This window comes from Spirochaetota bacterium, from assembly GCA_040756435.1.
Taxonomy (GTDB): domain Bacteria; phylum Spirochaetota; class UBA4802; order UBA4802; family UB4802; genus UBA4802.
In genome coordinates this window covers 24,947-44,315 of sequence record JBFLZD010000015.1, presented here as the reverse complement: position 1 = coordinate 44,315, position 19,369 = coordinate 24,947, and the positions used below count along the sequence as shown (strand labels likewise).

The following is a 19,369-nucleotide window of genomic DNA, read 5'->3' as shown; positions in this document are numbered from 1 at the left end:
TGTAACTCCTTAACCTTATGTGAAGTTTTTAATACTTTGGGTATAAATGTATACGGTTGGGTGGATTTTGGCATTGATTTGAATCAATTGTTAAAAAAATAATTCTTGATTTGCCAGTTCACGCAATTTTTCAATTTCTTTAATTTTAAGTCTGTTAGTTCCCAATTTCTCAATAATGCCTAAATTTGATAATTCGGTTACTTTACGTGAAAAGCTTTCTGGAGTTAATCCAATAAGTTGTGCATACTCTTTTGCAGTGGTTGGAAGAGAAATTACAGGCTTGTTATGTTTTGAATAACCTTGTTCTTCAACCAGTCCAACGATTGCAGATGCAACCCGTGTAATTGCACTCCTGGATGATAAACGTGCAATGCCATCAAATGTCAAGCGTAGATAATGTGCAATATAGTGCAGCAAAGATATACATACCTGAGGATCTTTTTTGATAATGGTATCAAAAGTATTTCTATCAAGTACCATAGCTTCTATATCATCAAACGCTTCAGCACTGACGGGATATGGTTTATTATCAATGAGTGGCAAAAAGCCAAATATATCATGCGGTTTCATGATAAAAAGGGTTACCGCTGTTGCATTTGAAGCCATACGGTAAATTTTCACTCTCCCCTTTTTTAATACTACTGCCATACCTTTAGTATCACCTTCCAGCCACAATATAGAGCCTTTGGGCATAGAGTATGGCTTGCAATAAGGCAGCAGCACACTTACAAGTTCATTTTCTTTGAGCATATAGTATTGCTTGCTATATCACAATTTATTTATCATCATATCCTGAACAGGGTATACAAACTTTTTTCCCATTTTTAATACGTATATATCGCTCAAAAACATATTCCCCACAGATTTCACATTTATCGCGGGCAAATGAACCTTTGATGGGTGTAAAATTGTAACCCGGAATATCCTGAATATTACTAGTAATTGATAGTTACTTAACCTTTTGCCACATTACAGGAACTATCGCCACCTCACCGTGAGTTAATGTTGCAACCCACTTCCATCCGCAGGTGGTAATGTACCATTGATTTGTATCCTTCACATACACCCATTCAGGAGCATGTGCACGCAGCGTTGTTATGAGTTGGTCCGAGCACTTTTTACCCCTGTAAATACCAAAATCATACGGATTGTCCGAATAAAACACCAGTGTATCGTTATAGCTTTCCGTATCAAGCCACACCTTAAAAAGAAGAAGAAGCCCATGAATAAAAAGCGTATCGTTATTGTATGTTACCGACATATAGTAGCCGTCATTATACTTAACCACAAAGGGCGATTCCATAGATGCAAATGGCGAGTTGCGCTCACTACCAAAACTGCTTGCCAGTGCTGTGCGTATGTACTGCCAGTGTTCTAAATCAAATGATTGATACACATCAACCTGCGAGAAAAATAATCCCCTTGCGGTTGTGTACATAAGCCATTGATCTTTTGAAACCTGTAATATCATACAGTCACGGAAAAATTTATAGTATGGTGCATTCATAATTACAGCATGATTTTCCCAGTGAATGCCATCGCGTGAAGTCATGTGATGCAGTTTGTGAGGTGACCAGAACATATGATATACATTGTTATGCGTTACAACATGCGGTGCCCACGCTAAATCGCCAACATCAGCAACAGGTTCTTCTTCAACCATCAAATTATGCGGAAAGTTTTCCCCCTTAGCAACAGCAAAGTATGTTTCGGCATTGGGGTCACCATCGGTTTTTGAGGTTATGCCAATCAGGCGCCAGTTGCCCTTGCTGTCTTTAAAAATGGTGTGGTCATTTATATAATAGCCATGTTTTTGTGGTTTAAACAGTGGGCGATAGTTATCGGTAATAACTGGCTTGTATAGAGATGCTGTTGCATGGTAAGAAAAAGCTTTTGCCATTCCCAGTACCGATTGTTCCTTAGTTTTTTTATTAATTTTTATTACTCTAAATTGTCCACCGTTTCCACGGTAAAGAAATGAACCAAACTGTGATGATCCAATCTGTTGCCATGTTCCATTATTGTCCTTTATTTCAATTATATATTTTTCAGTATCGGGATCGGCAATCCAGCCTAAATGAATCCAGTTGTTGCCACAAACAGTTTTTAGTTTGTACTGACGCTGAAGCTTCTGTGCCAATTCTCTGGTGATTGAACCATAAAAGTCGGTTGAAAGAGGCATATCCACATAGATATATATAATAAGTTGACCAGCAATGAAAAGTGATAGTAACAAGAATAGTATGCGCTTTACTATTTTTTTGTATTCCATGATTCTCGCCCTTGAGAATAAAATGATGGTTCAATGTAATTCTTCAGGTAGTGACTATGTATTGTGGGTTATCTCTCCACACATTTCATTGATGTTAGTTTTAGTGGCTGTCAAATTGCCATAGCAAGTCCTTTACAGTAAAATAAATAATACTATAATCCAATTAATATGATTACTAATGAAATTATACCAATTATTATGTTGTATTGCAAGCATAATAATAGTATGATGGTAATATATATTAAGCTGTAGCAATATAATAAAGTGTATTAATTTTTTTATCTAACTATTGCCTCTGAGGCTATCCAAAAGGTCATTTCAATATAAGTGTATTAACGCTCACTTTCAGTAATTTTTCTAGTTATAAAACAGCAAAATAATTATCGAAAAAGCATATTCACAGTATCGTGTATAATTTATTTAAGGAATGAGCAGTGAATTAATTGTATAATTGTTATTACTGTTTTTGATTTGCTATATATTGTAATCGTGTAGTGAAAAAATTAACTGTATATGATAAAAGGGGAGCATGATAGTTCACTTAAGAATTTGGCAATAAAAAGCTTATTTAATATCAATGATAATAACGGTAATATCATCATTATTAAATGACTCATTGGGATAAGCAAAATGTTTCAGTTCATCTATTATTGCATCTATACATTCAGTTGCGGGCTTTTCCCTATATTTTTTGATGATATGTTTAAATTGTTTTTTACCTAAAATGTTACTCTGTGCATCAATGGATTCAATTATTCCATCAGTAAAAAGAATAATACGATCACCTGTTGTAATGGAGAATTCACTAAGGGTATAATTGGGCTCAAGATTCAGACCCATTAATCTTCCTTCCGGAAGTATTTCATATATTTCATCCTGGGAGCGTCTATACAATATGAGAGGCTCATGCCCTGCACGGGACACCTTACATGACATCGATTCAAAATCAATATAGAGATACATTGCAGTAAGGAAATTATTATGCAGGTTTTTTTTCAATGATGTGTTCAATATGTGTAACAGGGATACGGGATCATTAGCAGCATGATGAACGGTATGCATGAGTGACTGTAGCATTGAAGCAATGAGAGCAGCTGGCATGCCGTGTCCCGAAACATCGCTGATAAAAATGCCAATGTGATTATCATCTTTTATATTGAAATTAAAATAATCCCCTCCAACTTTATCCATTGGAATATACACATGTGCAATTTCATATTTATCAGAAACAGGTGTTTCCTGTGGTATTAATGTTTGCTGAATCTGGCGCGCCATATCTAATTCTTTTTCAATTTGGGAAACCCGTTTAATGCTTTGTACTGCCTGTTTTAATAGCAGCTGTGTTTTTAACCGTGATATAACGTCATACATGTAAAATGGCTTAACTATATAATCATTTGCGCCAGCTTCAAAGCTGGCCATCAGGCTTTCCGGTTCTTCAATAGGTGATAAAACAATTATTGGCAATTCAGCAATAGAATATGTGGTTCGTATATTTCGTATTACTTCCAGTGTATTTGTTCTTGGCAGCATGCTATCAAGGAGCATAGCATCAGGGAGTATGCCTGAATTAAGAATGCCCAATACTTCCTGCCCATTATATGCTTTCACTACCTGATATCCGTTCAGCACAAGATTGTTTTCAATGCTTTTCAGTAATACAGGATCACTATCTGCTAAAACAATACAAGCACTTTGTTGATTGGATGGTATTGGTGTTGTATCAATGTTTTCTATATGTGGCATAGATGCAAGATCGATAAAGTGATCATATTCAATGTAGTTGTTTTTATAATAAGCATGTGAATCCTTTTTAGTAGATAAATCTGCGCATTGTAAAGAAAATGACAGCGTAGTTCCTGTGGTGGGATTTGTATCTATGGATAAAGTGGTGCCATGGAGCTCAATGAGTTGTTTTGCTATAGTTAATTCAATACCTGTTAAGAAAGAGTTTTTAGGGGTTTTTTGGTAATGATATATATCCTGCTGAAGAATTGTATCAAAAATATAGGGGAGTAATCCTTTACCATCTTCATTAATAGCGATAGTAATTTTTGAAGGGTCATCTGATTGAATTGCTGCATGAAATGTGATAGTAGCATCAGAAGTTAATTTGATGATATTATAGACAATATTGAACAATGCCTGTGGTAGCCTATCTTTATCTGCCAGTGCCAGCGGTAAGTTTTCAGGAATATTATTCTTTATTGCTATGGAATGTGATTGCGGCAATTTCTGTATAATATCAATGACAACATCAGTCATTGATTTAAGGTCTACAGCTGCAAGCGATAATTGTGTGGTATTATATTTTAGTTGAGAGTAATCAAGGAAGTTGTGAATCAATCGTGACAATCGTTTGCTGCTTGCCAGTACAAGTTGCAAGTTATATATTATTTTTTGATTGAGTTCCCCTGCTATCCCACCTAGTAGTGATTCGGTAATCCCAATGATACTTGAAAGTGGTGTACGGAGCTGACGTGATGTTGCATTGATGAGATCGTCCTTAAAAGTACTCATCTGGTGCAAATTTTGTATAAGCAATTCTTGTGTTTCGCGCAATGTCTTTTCTTTTTCTATAATGATAGATTGCTGCCGGGAATGTTCCTGTTGTATGATATAATATTGGTCTGCTATAGCTATCGATAAAAAGAATATAACCAGTATGGATCCAAGTTCAACACTGTAAAGCGTTATAGCATTGCTGGGTAGCAATCCAAATCCACGTAATGCAAAGATTACAACGCCAATAAAGAAAAATATCCAGCCTGTGATAAAAAATCGAGCAGACCTATATCCTGTGGACAGGGAGTACATGCCTGCTAAAAAATTAGCAAATGACCATAGTATTCCAAATAAGGCAAAAAATTGTATCATAAAGCTCATATCTAAGAAAGGTAATAGTGCAAGGAATACCAGTGAAATTGCAATAACTCCCTGCAAGATGATATGGATTTTTGGAAGTTGAATACTGGTTTTTAAAAAGAACATTGTAAACAATGTGGAAAATATGAATACAAGTGACCCTGCTCCCATATAAAGTGGCAATAAATATTTGATGGGAAAATGCGGAATTATTTCAAAGAAAATGCCATTTTGAATTGAAACAAATAAACCAAATCCAATGATATATAGTGAATAAAAAATGCTATTATATGACCGTATTATAAAGTAATAAAAGAGGTTAAACAAAAACATTATAAGGATTATGCCTAAATAGAGTCCATTAATATGCATTTTGAAACTGAATGTTTTATTGATATAGTGTATATTACATATTGACAGGGGAAAGCGCATTGTGGTGCGGGTTTTTAATTTGATATAGTATTCACCAATTTGTTTTTTATCAGGATTAAGTGCAAATATACGTCCTGTATATAAGATGTCAGTTGTATTGAATTGGTGTTGTTGAGATATTTCTGCAATTTTTTTTAATAGGTCACCATTTTTTTTATACAGTGTTACATTTTCAATGAGTGGGTAATCAAGAAGGAGATACCATGTGGTAGGTGATGAAGAAACGTCTTTAACGTGATATCGAATCCAAAATGTACTTCTTGTAAAACCGTGGTTTATCTTTTTATGTACTTTTTTAAACTTAGATTGGATTTGCTGTTGCGTTATATCATTGGATTGTAAGCGGTTGGATGTATCTTCAAAATAGTACAGATAGTCAGATATATCAATTTTATTGGCTGCATCGTGAAGCAGTATGGTTTCATGATTGCTATCTACAGGTATAGCTGTGAATAGTAGATACTGTAGTAAAAATAATGTACTGAGCATATATAGCTAAAGATAGTAAAATGTAATTGTAATGACAATAGTATTGGATATAAGCATTATCACCACGATATGCATTTTAAGTAATATCTTTACACAGTATAGCACAATAACAGTTTTGTAAACATTTAAAATATTATATTGTCGTCCAAAATTCACTATGTAAAATATCAGCTTATACAACTTATTGCAGCATTTTACAAAATATTCAAAAAATAATATTGAAATTTTATTTATGTTTTAATTAGTGGCAATTGGAGATTATAGTTTTTACATTTCTTAGAATTCTTTGAATTAGAAAGGAAACACAATGAAAGACCTTCTGAGCAAATTAATTGTACCAGAACAGGTAAAAACATTGTTGCAAACAACCAGCATAACTATTGTCCATACTATTGATGATCTATTTGCATTATCACTCAAATATGGCAGTGATGGTATGCAAAAGGTTGAATATGATGTTCCAGGAAAGGGAAGATATTGTGAGGCGATAGTTCATAAAGTAAAAAATGGCATTGCTGTTAATTATACTGAAGCATATATGCGCAGGCGTGATCCTGATAGCATGGTGATTGGAGATGACCTGCCCACTGACAAGATAACCTATACACAACGATTTGGCAAAGATTTTAATGAGCTTAAAAAAGATACATTTGATTGGTTACAAAAGCAGGATTTAGCAGTGTTTTTCTTTAAAGCAGGGCAACTTGAAGGATGTTATGGAATGGCGATAGCACCTGCAAACGCTGGCTTCTTTTGTTTAGGATTGGGGATATTACAGGGAATCATTAATGAAGGACAGATTGAAGGAACAATTCCTGTTAAATGTATATTATACATTGCACCAGTATTCAGGCATACCCATTTCAATGGGAAACAGATAGTTGTTCACTACAGGAGTGAAAACGTGCATGAAATTTTTAGTTATAATCTATATCCAGGTCCAAGTGCAAAGAAAGGTGTATATTCATCGTTGCTTGATTTTGGCGAGAAAGAAGGTTGGGTAACAAATCACTGTGCGGTTGTGCAGGTTATTACCCCATATGGTAACAAAACAACCATAATGCATGAAGGTGCTAGCGGAAGTGGAAAAAGTGAAACAAACGAACATATACATCGCGATGTAGATGGAACAATAAAACTTGGCGAAAATATAGTTACTGGTGAAACATTATCACTGGTACTACCGCGAGGATGTTTTTTGCGGCCAGTTGTTGATGATATGGGATTATGCCATCCATCATTTCAGAAAAATGATGGTTATTTATATGTTAAAGATGCTGAAGCAGGATGGTTTATACGGGTTAATCATATTGAACAGTATGGTACTGATCCTGACATTGAATCGCTTTCAATACATCCAAAAGTGCCATTGATGTTTTTGAATATAGATGCTCAGCCATATAGTACGGCACTTTTATGGGAACATATTGAAGATGAGCCTGGAAAACCCTGTCCCAATCCACGCTTTCTTGTTCCACGCAATACAATGCCGGACATTGTTAATAAACCTGTTCAGGTTCATATAAGAAGTTTTGGTGTAAGGACTCCCCCTTCTACAAAAGAAAAGCCTGATTATGGAATAATAGGTTTATTTCATATACTTCCACCGGCAATAGCCTGGTTATGGAGGCTTGTGTCACCTCGAGGTCATGATAATCCAAGTATTGTAAAAGCTGGAGGGCTTGAGTCCGAAGGGGTTGGTTCTTTTTGGCCTTTTGCAACAGGTAAAAAAGTTAATTTTGCAAATTTGCTGCTTGAACAAATTATTGTCAGTCCAAAAGTAAAGTATGTACTGGCACCCAATCAGTATATTGGTGCATGGAAGGTTGGTTTTAATCCACAATGGATTATGCGTGAATATTTAGCACGAAGAGGAGGCGTCAAGTTTTTTGCTGATGAATTATCTAAATCACGTTGTTCATTGTTAGGATTTTCATTGAATAAGCTTGTTATAGAAGGAGTGGAAATTGAAAAGTTTCTTTTAAGGCCTGAGCTGCAAAATGAAGTTGGTGAAGATGTGTATGATAGGGGTGCGCAGATACTGGTTGAATTTTTCAAGAAGGAACTTATGGATTACTACAATGATCCAAATCTTCTTCCCTTGGGCAAGCAGATCATAGAATGCTGTATGTCTGATGGTACGGTGAGTGATTATATGCAGTTAATAAAAGATGATGGTTTAATTATGGAAGATTAAAAATGCATTCTATAAAGAGGGCAGTATTCCTTGATAGAGACGGGACAATTATTAAAGATAATGGATATATAGGGGATATACACAAAGTAAAGTTTTATCCATTTACGTTTGAAGCGTTGCGAAAAATTCAAAAATTTTTTAAGCTTTTTATTATTACCAATCAAGCAGGAGTTGCAAAGGGATTTGTAACTCCTGATGAAGTTTTGGTAGTAAATAATTATATTATACAAGTTTTGTCCGATAATGGAATTCACATTGAATCTGTATATAGTTGCTTTCACAAAAAAGAAGACAATTGTGCATGCAGAAAACCAAAAACATTTTTTGTAAAAAAAGCTATTACTTCATTTAAAATTAATATAAATGAGTCTTTTGTTATTGGCGATCATCCTTCGGATATACTGCTTGCAAAAAATGCTGGAATGCAGGGTATATATGTGTTGACAGGACATGGCAGAAAACATAGAAACGAAATTGATAATGCGATAGTTGTTAAAAAGAATTTACAGTATGCTGTTGAGTATATTCTAAAGAGTGTACAAACATGAAAAAACCATTTTTTGAAAAACCAGCCCGTATCTTTGCTCATCGTGGATATTCAAAAGAATATCCAGAAAACACTGCACTTGCGTTTGAAAAAGCAATTGAGTTAGGAGCAGATGTCATTGAAACTGATGCGCATCTTACCAGGGATGGACATGTGGTGATAGTTCATGACCAGGAACTATCGCACATAACAAATGGAAAGGGGAAAGTAAGTGAGCTTACTTTACAAGAAATAAAACAATTTGATGCGGCATATCATTTTACCCTGGATGGGGAAAGTTATCCCTACCGTGGCAACAGCATTACTATTATGACACTGGAAGAGATGCTGGAGGCTTTTCCTGGTCAGCGCTTCAATGTTGACCTGAAGGATAATACCATAGTGCTGGCAGAAAAATTTTGTGATATTGTACTGCGTCACAAGTCTGAACACAGAGTTTTGGGCGCATCCCAGTATGGAAAAAATTTACAGTATGTACGGAAAAGAATCCCAACTATGGCAACATCGTTTGGGCTGTGGGGTGTACTGGGGTTTTATTTTTTATTCAGATCAGGACTTCTGGGGCTTTTTAAAAATTTTCCTGGTGATGCACTGCAGATACCGGAATACATTGGGCCTTCGCACCTGGCAAATGGTGCACTGATACGTATGGCACATGATAGAGGCATACAGGTTGATGTGTGGACAGTAAATAGAGAGCAGGATATGCGTCGCCTTCTTGATGTTGATGTTGATGGGATAGTAACCGATGATGTACCACTGCTACAGAAAGTACTTCAGGATTATCCGTTGCAGTAGAGATAGTATTTTTATTTATAACATTCAGCAAACACATTTAACAATAAAATTTTATTGACACAAAGTATTGATTTATTACTTTGACAAAATCATTTGGTGTGATATATTTTCCCATATATAATTGTATAATTGTTGTATTTCGGGGCGTGGCTCAGTCCGGCTAGAGCGCGTGGTTTGGGACCATGAGGTCGGAGGTTCAAATCCTCTCGCCCCGAATTTTTAACGCGCCAGTAGCTCAGCAGGATAGAGCAACGGCCTTCTAAGCCGTGGGTCACAGGTTCGAGTCCTGTCTGGCGTGCATCCTTCCTGAATATAAAAATCACATTTATATCAAAAAAACTATTTTTTTGTTACAGTACTCATTCCCTAACAAATTTCATAATGAATATAGTGTACACCGGGGGTGTCCCAAAACAATCCGTGGAGTTTTCAATGACGCGGGTGCAAAGTCATTGCGAGCGTAGCGAAGCAATCTAAATACCACAGAAGACAAGATTGCTTCGTCACTTCGTTCCTCGCAATGACGAAGTATGAAGGTCATTGCGAACCCTGACGAAGTCGGGGTGAAGCAATCTAAATACCATAGAAGACAAGATTGCTTCGTCACTTCGTTCCTCGCAATGACAGGAAGGCAAAAGTCATTGCAAAGAGGTGTCTTTTGGGACAACCCCGTACTATATTATTACTTATACCATTTCCAAATCAGAGAATATTATACATTAAAAAAATTTGTTTTACTATTAACTGAATGCATAATTTTTTGTTGTCAAATATTAAAGAATTATATAAATTATTAAAATACCATCGTTTCAATATATTTTTTATTTATTCCACAATAAATATTATTTTAGGAGGATGTATGAGCAGTAAACAGATTACGTATATTGTCACTCATGCTGATGATGATCCCGAAATGGCTTCCATTCCGTTTGTTCTTGCAAATACCGCCGTGGCTATGGATGTAACTCCAGTTATTATTTTGCAGGGGAAAGCGGTCATGCTTGCAATGAAAGGTTACGCTGAGCACATCCATTTTGAAGGATTTAATCCGCTTATGGATATGATCAAATCATATATCGAAGCAGGCAACAAACTTCTTGTTTGCACACCGTGTATGAATAAAAGAAAAATTAAAGTTGAAGATTTAATTGAAGGAGCTGAAGCTATAGGTGGCGCAAAAGTAAATGAGATTGTCCTTGAAAGTGATGCAGTATTAACCTACTGAGAAAATATCATTGATTTTTATTTGCAACTATTGAACAGCCTTTTATTTCTTTATCAAGGTAGTGAATAACACTATAAACTATTTCTATGGTTGCTTTCACAACATCGGGATGTATGTTTTCTACTGTATCATTGGTGGTGTGATACACACTTTCCTGCTTTTCAACTTCAGTGGGAAGTGCTATTAGTGTTGTTGCAATAGCATCCTGTGCCAGCGGTGCAGCATCAGTGGCACCTGTTCCCGGATACATGGCAAATATGTTTGCAGGATAACCTATACCGTGCGCTATTGCCACACATTGTGAAGCAAATTCTTTTGAAAGTGGCACAAACCCATTCACATCGCTGGTCAAAAATTTGATAAGTTCTGGTTTATACAAACTGTCTATATTAAAATGATATGTTGGCATGCTGCCAATATGCTCGCGGTATTCATGTGCAAAAGCTTTTGAGCCTTTAAGGCCGCATTCTTCGCCATCAAAGCTTACAAAGATTAAACGGGTATATTCCGGGCGATAGTTACCGAAAAATTTAGCCAGTACTACGGTAATGGCACTTGCAATTAAATTATCGCCGGCACCCGGTGTAGCGTTTTTGCTTTTGAAAAAAAGCATCTGCATGTTAGCAATACCAAGCAGCACAATTATTGCCGTAAAGATAGTGTGCAAAGCATGTGAATTACACCAGTACGCATTAACAACAATTAACCATCCAATAACAAGCGATAGTACCATGGAAAGAATAATTGATGCAACACGTATGCGATACAAACGTGGTGTGGTGCGCATAAACGTAAATTCGTATGCACTGTCGTGATGACCGCTAATGATGATCTGCTGGCGTACTTCTTTTTTAGGATTAATAATGCCTATAGCATTGTAACCTTTTTTTGATGGGTACATAAAATCAAAGGTGCCTTTGTAAAAAATAAATTGATGCGATGCAATGATATTTGCAACAGTGAATCCAAGTGCTGCTATACCATACCAGTGCAGTATTAAACATATAACCGAAGCATTGTATATCCATGGCACCAGCGTTAAAAATCCTAAAAAAGCAGCAGGATGGGTGGTAAATGATTGAAGCTGTGACCGGTGGCAATACGCTCTGTACAGTATTTCAAATATGCGTGCTGTTACGTGTGATTCATCCGAGCAGGATGGGCGTGGACCAATAGTGGTAATGATTGTTTTAACAATGGTAAATGCATATCGTGTAAGAGAGTTAAGAGTTTTCTTGTTCATGGTGTTTCTCATATAGTGTAAATAAAATTGCAATTCATATTCTTTCCATTTTTAAGTTAATACTTATGTGTGGATTTATGAACAGTAACTATCGCCACAAACAGTATAAAAAAAGAAATGTATATTGCAACACAATTTATGCCTGATTAAAAAATAGTGAATAGCAGGAAATGCTGCTCTATACTATGCTCTTGTTATTTTATAAATTAGTGATGTGAGCAAGATTATTTTATAAAAAAATATTTACCTGAAAATTTTTTAGATATACTATGGCTATTTGGCTATATTGCCAAATAAGAAATATTTAGTTAATTTTTATTGACATTTGAGGATTATCGCATGGATACAACATTGAATGAGTCATTGATACATATTTGCCAAATATATATAAAAAATTTCTTTATAACGGTATTCTGTTTTTTTGTATTAACTCATAGTGCAATTGCTGGTGAAAAACGGTTTACTATTGATGAGTGCGTTTCTCTAGGATTGAAAAATAATAATGACCTGAAACTTCAGCACAATAAAGTTGAAGAAGTACGTTATAAATATTATCAGATGATTGCCTCATATCTGCCACAGATTGATGCCAGCCTTGTATATAAAAAATACGATCAGCTCCCATTAACGCAAAAAGAAATTGCTGGCGTGCAAAAGATTGGTGAAAGACCAGGTTTTGAAGACTATTTTGCAGGAGTAATGTTGAGTCAGGTAATCTTTTCTGGTCAAAAATATTATCAAATTAAGGCATTAAAGACAGCCTATGAATATGAGATAACGAAGTATGATGTTATGCTTTTAAATACAAAACTTACAATAGCTAAAGCGTTTTATGAACAATTGCGCAGCAACTATGCAGTAACAATCCAGAAGGAGTTGACCGATAAACTCCAGAACCAAAAAGTTATAACAGATTTATTATATAGAGGTGGCAAGCTTACAAATATAGATCTTTTAAAAGTGCAAACACAATTGGCCATATCTATAGATGCATTGGAAAATTTAAAAAATCTAGCATATTCCAAAGCCTTGATGTTGGGGCAGGTACTGGGAACAGATGAACCTGTATATGCTCAACATGAACTGATACCTCCACCAGATAATTACTTTGATGTATCGCAATGTTACTCACTTCCCAAAAATCATCCTGAACTCAAGATTGCGCAATTATTAAAAGAGAAATCTGATTTTGAAAAAGAACAGGCATACAGCACATTAATGCCAACAGTATATTTTAATGCCAATTACTATAGAGAAGAATCAAAATTCTTTCCAGGGTATCCAAACTGGTATGTTGGATTTATTGCAACAATGCCCCTTTTTCATGGTGGAAGCATTTATACTGAAATAAAACAGGCACATGCACGGTATGATCAGGTTACTGAGTCATTACGAAAAACCGAGATAGAATTAGGAGTGCGATATCAGGCTGCCTTAGCAATGCTCAAAGACAGAAAAAACAGGATATTAACAACTCAGAAAGCCCTTGATCTGGCAAGTGAATCACTCATTGCATCTGAGTTAAAATATCAAATAGGTAAATTAACAACAATTGAACTTCTTGATGCACATATTATATGGAATAATGCATACCTATCTTTCATAAATGGTTTGATAGATTATTATATTGCCTGTGAGGAGATGAAATATCTTTGTACAGAAACTATAAAAGATAAGGAGAAATAAAAATGAAGCGGTTTGTTATTGTTATTGTCATTATTGCATTATTTTTTATAAGCGGATGCGAAAAGAAATCAAAGCAAGAAGAAAAGATAATTCCAGTTAAAACAATTACAGTAAAACCGGGGGAAATTTTTAGCTATGTTTCTGTTTTGGGGAATGTTGATTCTAAAACACATACATGGGTTAAGGCAACAGCCGAAGGTTTTGTAAAATCTCTCTCTGTGAAAGAAGGTTCGTATGTCCATGAAGGGCAGATAGTATGTTATATCCTACCAGTTGATTCTCAAAACATGTTGGGACAGGCTCAGCTTGAATATAATACTGCTAAGCGGGAATATGAGAATGCAGACGAATCAAATAAAGAAATAGCAAAAGCTCGATATGAAGAAGCACAAAAAATGCTCCAGTCATCGTATAGTCTTTACAAACCAGTACCATGTGTAAGCCCAGTAAGCGGAACTGTTCTTTCAAAAACAATAGAAAATGGTTCAATGGTAGGTTTAAAACAAAATCTTGTTGAAATAGCCGATTTGAACAAATTAATAATACGGGCGTCATTACCTGAAGAACTGATTTCAAAAGTTCATATTGGTAATACTGTAGTAGTCAGGGTGCCAAATGACAGCCAGGAAATACAATTAAAAGGTAGAATATCCATTATCACATATGGTATTAATCCAATGTCAAAAACAGCTGGTGTTGAAATCAACATATCTTCAAACCCCATTTTAAAACCTGGTATGACCAGCGTTGTTGATTTTGTCACAGATCATAAATCCCAAACCATTGTTGTTCCTGTTGAGTCAGTATTGTTAGATTATCAGGGAAACAAAAAAGTATTTATTGTAAAAGATGGTAAAGCTGTGGAGAAGACTGTTATAACAGGAATAGAGTCCAATACTAAAATTGAAATACTACAGGGATTATCATTTGGTGATGAGCTTGTTGTATTGGGACAAGAAAACTGTAAAAATGGCATGAAAGTAAAAGTGATGAAACAAAAACAGGGAAATACTGAAAAAAAGAAAATTTAACAAAGGCGGACAGCAATGAATTTAACTAATGAATCAATAAAACGGCCGGTTGCAATTACTGTATTAATATTTGCGGCGATAGTTATTGGCATCTTTGGTTTTACTCAATTGCCAGTTAATTTGCTTCCTGATATTACATATCCTCTGGTTAAGGTTTATGTTACCTGGCGTGGTGCAACACCAGAAGAAATTGAGGATAATGTTGCTGAAGTAATTGAGCCAAGAATGGCTACAGTTGATAATCTGGATTATCTGGAATCACAGTGTACTGATAGCTTATATACGCTACTGGTTAACTTTGATTATGCAGCAGATAGGGATATTGCATATCAGGATGTTACTGCAAAAATGGGGCTTGTTAAGAAAAAACTCCCGGCAGATGCTGAAGAACCTCTTATTATAAAAGCTGATCCTTCGCAACTACCTGTTATAGATTTACTGGTAGTATCACAAAAAATGGATCTTGTTTCATTACGATTATGGGTGGAAAATGAATTGCAAAAATATTTTGCCACTGTGGAGGGAACAGCAGGTACGGAAGTTACCGGTGGTCTGCTACGGGAAATCAGAGTTATCGTAAATCCCCATAAAATGCAAGCTCTGGGAATAACTGTTGATTCGTTAATGAAAGTTCTCCGGGATGCTAATATTGAATTGTCTGCCGGGCGCATAACTGGCGAAACCAAGGAATTTAGCGTACGTACAATGGGCAGGTTTACCAGTATCAATGATATAAAAAATGTAATTTTGAAACGTGATGAATATGGTGGCTATGTTTATTTGCGGGATATTGCACAGGTTATAGATACACATGATGTACAGCGCATTATTACCAGATTGAATGGGCATGAAGGGGTAAAACTTTCAATTTTTAAGCAAGCCAATGCTAATACAGTTCAAGTTGGGCAGCGTATTAAACAAAAGATTCAAGAATTACAATCTATACTACCATCTGATGTATCAATGAAAATTATATATAACCAGGCAGATTATATTCGTGCAGCCGTATCTGGCGTAAGAGATGCAGCAGTGATTGCGGCCTTACTGGTTATAATGGTGACGTGGTTTTTCTTAAGTGGATGGAGGAGAATACTGATTGTAACATTGTCTATTCCGTTGCCCTTGTTGTTAACCTTTTTTTCAATGAATATTCTTGGGTATTCTCTTAATATTCTATCATTGGGTGGCTTGGTTATAGCCATTACGGTTATTCTTGATCAAACTGTTGTTGTTCTTGAAAATATTACGCGATTACAGGAAGAGGGTGCTGCAAACTTTATTGAAGAAGGTGCAAATCAGGTTAACGTGGCACTTGCATTTGCTACTTTTACATTCATGGCATTATTTCTTCCATTCCTTATGGTACCAGGTCTTGTATCCCTCCTATTCCATGAGCTTATTATTACCGTGGCACTATCAATTGGCTTTTCTATGCTTGTAGCTTTGACTGTAACTCCTATGCTTGCAAACCGCTTATTATTTGAATTTACTACTGTTCCAGAAATGACAAAAACATTAATAACCAGTAATACTGCAAAAGAGTCTAAAGCACCACTTCGTGATAAGTTCATGCATAATCTGACACAATGGTATCAGGTTAGGTTACAATCTGCTCTTGAACACCGTTACAGAATTCTAATTGTTACTATCGTGATTTTTATACTGGGCGTAATCTTTTTAAATTTTGTAGGTACTGAATTTTTGCCCAAAGCAGATGATGGCATGATTACAGCAAAAGTTAAAATGCCAATTGGAACTTCAATGCAACAAACCTTTCAGGTAGTAAAAAATATTGAAAATGAAGTATTAAAACTTCCGGATGTTGAAACAGCATTTTCATTGGCAGGTGGGAAAATATGGGGGCTTGTTACTTCTGAGGTTGCAAATGAAGGAGAAGTGGATATACAGTTAATACCGGGTAATAAACGAAAAATCACTACAGATGAATTTGTTGAAAAATATGGTGATCAGTTGCGAAAAGCTGCAAGATATCCGGGTGCAAAGGTAAAGGTTTTTCATTCAAAGATGAAAGGTATTCGACAGATAGGTGAATTTGATGTTGAAGTTGAAATTAGAGCACCAAAGACTGTTGCTGTAAAGGACATGGCAATAACTGCACAGTCAATTATCAACAGAATAAAAGATATAAAAGGGCTAACAAATATTGATATTTCGCTGGATGTAACAAAGCCCGAGTATCATATACTGGTAAACAGGGATAAAGTGTCTGATCTTGGAATTTCTGTTAATCAAATAGCTACCACAGCAAGAATGCTGATAGATGGATTAATTGCAACATATTATTTTGATAGTGGGTATTATTATCCTGTCCGTGTAGTATTAGGTGAAGAGCAGTTTAAAGGCAAGATTGACATTGGTAATATTCCCCTTTTTACTGTTGGTGGATTTCCAATTTATATATCCAGTATTGGTACAGTTGAGCGATCACAGGGACCGGTAGAAATTGACCGAATAGATCAGATGAGGCTTATTAAAGTAACTGCATCGGTTGTTGGAGAAAGTGTTGGAGATGTAAACAATGAAATTCAGAAGCGCTTGAGTGATTTCTCATTGCCTTCAGGATGGAATATATCAATGGGTGCTCAGGCACGAATGATGAGTGAAAATTTTAAAAGTTTGCTGATCATTATTACATTGGCATTATTCTTTGCGTATGTTATTCTTGCAATTCAATTTGAATCGTTTGGCATTCCATTTCTATTACTAATACGAATACCTCTTTCATTGGCAGGAATTTCTGTTATTATGTTTTTAACCAATACGCCAATTGGAGTAACCGTATTGATTGGAGTTGTAATTTTATCAGGGATGGAACTTATTCATGGAGTAGTGTTGATAACTTTCATACGTGAGCTTGAACAAAAAGAAGGATCAATAGAAAAAGCTATTATACTGGCATCAGGGCTTCGTTTGCGCCCAATCCTCATGACAGTTTTTGTGGGTATATTTGGATTACTGCCTCTTGCTATGGGATGGGGTGAAGGAACTGAATTATTACAACCAATGGCCATAGCAGATATTGGTGGGTTAATATACTCATTATTTCTAACATTCTTCTTTATGCCAGTAGCATATTATATGATGCATAAAACTAGGAATTGAAGAAAGTACAATAATTTATGGAGGACTTATGAAAAAGTTTTTGATAACATGTTTTTTAATAGCAGGTAGTATTAGCATGGGATTGGGATCAAATGATTTTGATAATGATTTGAGTTTATTCCGAAAAAAAGTTTTTTCCCTTTGTGCGCAGCTACAGGAACCTAATGTTAAATTGAACAAAGTAATGCTTGATCAAGTTGATCAGATTATACTGGCATGGGGTTCCATTTCTTCAAAGTATAAGAATAATCCACCTTTGCCATATAGTAATGACCCGGCATGGGCTTTGTACTTTGATGAGGCAAAAGATAATTTTATGCTAATGCGTGAGAACGTTGCAAAAGGTAATATAAAACGTGCGGTTCAGTTTTGTGGCTCTAATTGTATGCTTTTTGTTAAAATGCATAAGATTAATGGAAATGTAGGCTTAGCTGACATGATGTTTGATTTACGATCCAGTATAAAAATGATAGTGTCTATGGCAAATGCTGGAAACTGGAACGGTGTTGATAATCAGATCAATCAGTGCGATACAATAATGAAAGGATTACAAGCGCAAGCTAAGAATCATAATAATGATTCAGCACAACAGGACATTGTAAAAGAAATAGTTATATTATGGGATAAATTTAAAAGCAAAATTCAATCACATGATAAACAATCAGTTAAAGAAGGCTTAGTTGTATTTTTAAAGCAATATAATCAATTGTATTATGAAGTATTGTAAGCCATGGAGGGATCACTAGTAAAAAAATTTTTAGAAAGATATATTATATTTGGCTATATTGCCAAATAAGATAATTTATATATCAATTTACAGGAATATTGCTATGGACCCACTGTTAAGACAAAAGTATGAAACACGTGCTACAATCATGAAGGCACTGGCGCATCCAAGTAGACTTGTGATGGTGGAGGAGCTTGAAAAAGGACCCCGATGCGTGTGTGAGCTGCAACAGCTTGTAGGTGCAGACTTGTCAACGGTATCCAAACATTTATCGGTGATGAAAAATGCAGGGCTGGTGTATGATATAAAGCAGGGCACAACAGTATATTATCATCTGAAAACTCCCTGCGTTTTAGATTTTATTGGGTGTGTAGATAGAGTTATTGAATTTAATGCGGCACATCAGGTTAAGATTGCGCAATGTTGTAGTAAAACGAAGCGCATAAAATTGTAGTTTAGTATTTGTCATTTGGTCATGTCCTGAATTTATTTCAGGATTGATTCAGCCAGTCATCCTGAACCATGTCCTGAATTTATTTCAGGATTGATTCAGGATCCCAATGGTAGGAAGAAGAGATTCCGGATCGAGTCCGGAATGACAAATGACGAAGAGATTCCGGATCGAGTCCGGAATGACAAATGACGAAGAGATTCCGGATCGAGTCCGGAATGACAAATGACGAAGAGATTCCGGATCGAGTCCGGAATGACAAATGACGAAGAGATTCCGGATC

General features: G+C 35.7%; 14 protein-coding genes and 2 tRNA genes. 11 read left to right on the top strand and 5 right to left on the bottom strand.

The window, feature by feature from the left end; genetic code table 11:
• Positions 1–90: 90 nt before the first annotated feature.
• The 4 genes from AB1444_06130 to AB1444_06115 form a co-directional block, all read right to left on the bottom strand.
• Positions 91–750 (bottom strand): Crp/Fnr family transcriptional regulator, encoded by a 660-nt coding sequence (locus AB1444_06130; protein ID MEW6526231.1) that lies wholly within the window; start codon positions 748–750, stop codon positions 91–93.
• Positions 751–775: 25 nt separating this feature from the next.
• Positions 776–898: a TraR/DksA C4-type zinc finger protein gene (locus AB1444_06125; GenBank protein ID MEW6526230.1), complete on the bottom strand. Its 123-nt coding sequence runs from the start codon at positions 896–898 to the stop codon at positions 776–778.
• 51 nt (positions 899–949) lie between these two features.
• Entirely contained in the window at positions 950–2,272 is a 1,323-nt protein-coding gene (locus AB1444_06120) for a hypothetical protein (protein ID MEW6526229.1), read from the bottom strand.
• A gap of 564 nt (positions 2,273–2,836) precedes the next feature.
• Positions 2,837–6,058, bottom strand: a complete 3,222-nt coding sequence (locus AB1444_06115) for a SpoIIE family protein phosphatase (GenBank protein ID MEW6526228.1) — start codon at positions 6,056–6,058, stop codon at positions 2,837–2,839.
• Positions 6,059–6,365: 307 nt separating this feature from the next.
• Here AB1444_06115 and AB1444_06110 point away from each other — a divergent pair, with 307 nt between their 5' ends.
• The 6 genes from AB1444_06110 to AB1444_06085 all read left to right on the top strand — a co-directional run bounded on the left by AB1444_06110 (position 6,366) and on the right by AB1444_06085 (position 10,825).
• Complete coding sequence (locus AB1444_06110; GenBank protein MEW6526227.1) at positions 6,366–8,255, top strand: DUF4914 family protein; 1,890 nt, start codon at positions 6,366–6,368, stop codon at positions 8,253–8,255.
• 2 nt (positions 8,256–8,257) lie between these two features.
• Positions 8,258–8,803, top strand: a complete 546-nt coding sequence (locus AB1444_06105; GenBank protein MEW6526226.1) for an HAD family hydrolase — start codon at positions 8,258–8,260, stop codon at positions 8,801–8,803.
• Entirely contained in the window at positions 8,800–9,600 is an 801-nt protein-coding gene (locus AB1444_06100) for a glycerophosphodiester phosphodiesterase (GenBank protein MEW6526225.1), read from the top strand. The genes AB1444_06105 and AB1444_06100 overlap by 4 nt, the downstream gene beginning before the upstream one ends.
• A 140-nt stretch (positions 9,601–9,740) precedes the next feature.
• Positions 9,741–9,815, top strand: a tRNA-Pro gene (locus AB1444_06095).
• Between the two features lie 9 nt (positions 9,816–9,824).
• A tRNA-Arg gene (locus tag AB1444_06090) sits at positions 9,825–9,898 on the top strand.
• A 561-nt stretch (positions 9,899–10,459) separates the two neighbouring features.
• Positions 10,460–10,825, top strand: coding sequence for a DsrE family protein (locus AB1444_06085; GenBank protein ID MEW6526224.1), 366 nt, complete (start codon positions 10,460–10,462; stop codon positions 10,823–10,825).
• 7 nt (positions 10,826–10,832) lie between these two features.
• Here the strand turns inward: AB1444_06085 and AB1444_06080 are convergent, their stop codons facing one another.
• Positions 10,833–12,068, bottom strand: a complete 1,236-nt coding sequence (locus AB1444_06080) for a M28 family peptidase (protein MEW6526223.1) — start codon at positions 12,066–12,068, stop codon at positions 10,833–10,835.
• Positions 12,069–12,407: 339 nt separating this feature from the next.
• On the opposite strand from AB1444_06080, the gene AB1444_06075 reads away from it, so the two are divergent.
• The 5 genes from AB1444_06075 to AB1444_06055 all read left to right on the top strand — a co-directional run bounded on the left by AB1444_06075 (position 12,408) and on the right by AB1444_06055 (position 19,089).
• Positions 12,408–13,754, top strand: coding sequence for a TolC family protein (locus tag AB1444_06075; GenBank protein ID MEW6526222.1), 1,347 nt, complete (start codon positions 12,408–12,410; stop codon positions 13,752–13,754).
• Positions 13,755–13,756: 2 nt separating this feature from the next.
• Complete coding sequence (locus AB1444_06070) at positions 13,757–14,785, top strand: efflux RND transporter periplasmic adaptor subunit (protein MEW6526221.1); 1,029 nt, start codon at positions 13,757–13,759, stop codon at positions 14,783–14,785.
• A 15-nt stretch (positions 14,786–14,800) separates the two neighbouring features.
• Entirely contained in the window at positions 14,801–17,908 is a 3,108-nt protein-coding gene (locus AB1444_06065; protein MEW6526220.1) for an efflux RND transporter permease subunit, read from the top strand.
• Positions 17,909–17,936: 28 nt separating this feature from the next.
• On the top strand, positions 17,937–18,635 hold the full coding sequence (locus tag AB1444_06060) for a hypothetical protein (GenBank protein MEW6526219.1): 699 nt from the start codon (positions 17,937–17,939) through the stop codon (positions 18,633–18,635).
• A gap of 103 nt (positions 18,636–18,738) precedes the next feature.
• Entirely contained in the window at positions 18,739–19,089 is a 351-nt protein-coding gene (locus AB1444_06055; GenBank protein ID MEW6526218.1) for a metalloregulator ArsR/SmtB family transcription factor, read from the top strand.
• Positions 19,090–19,369 lie beyond the last annotated feature (280 nt).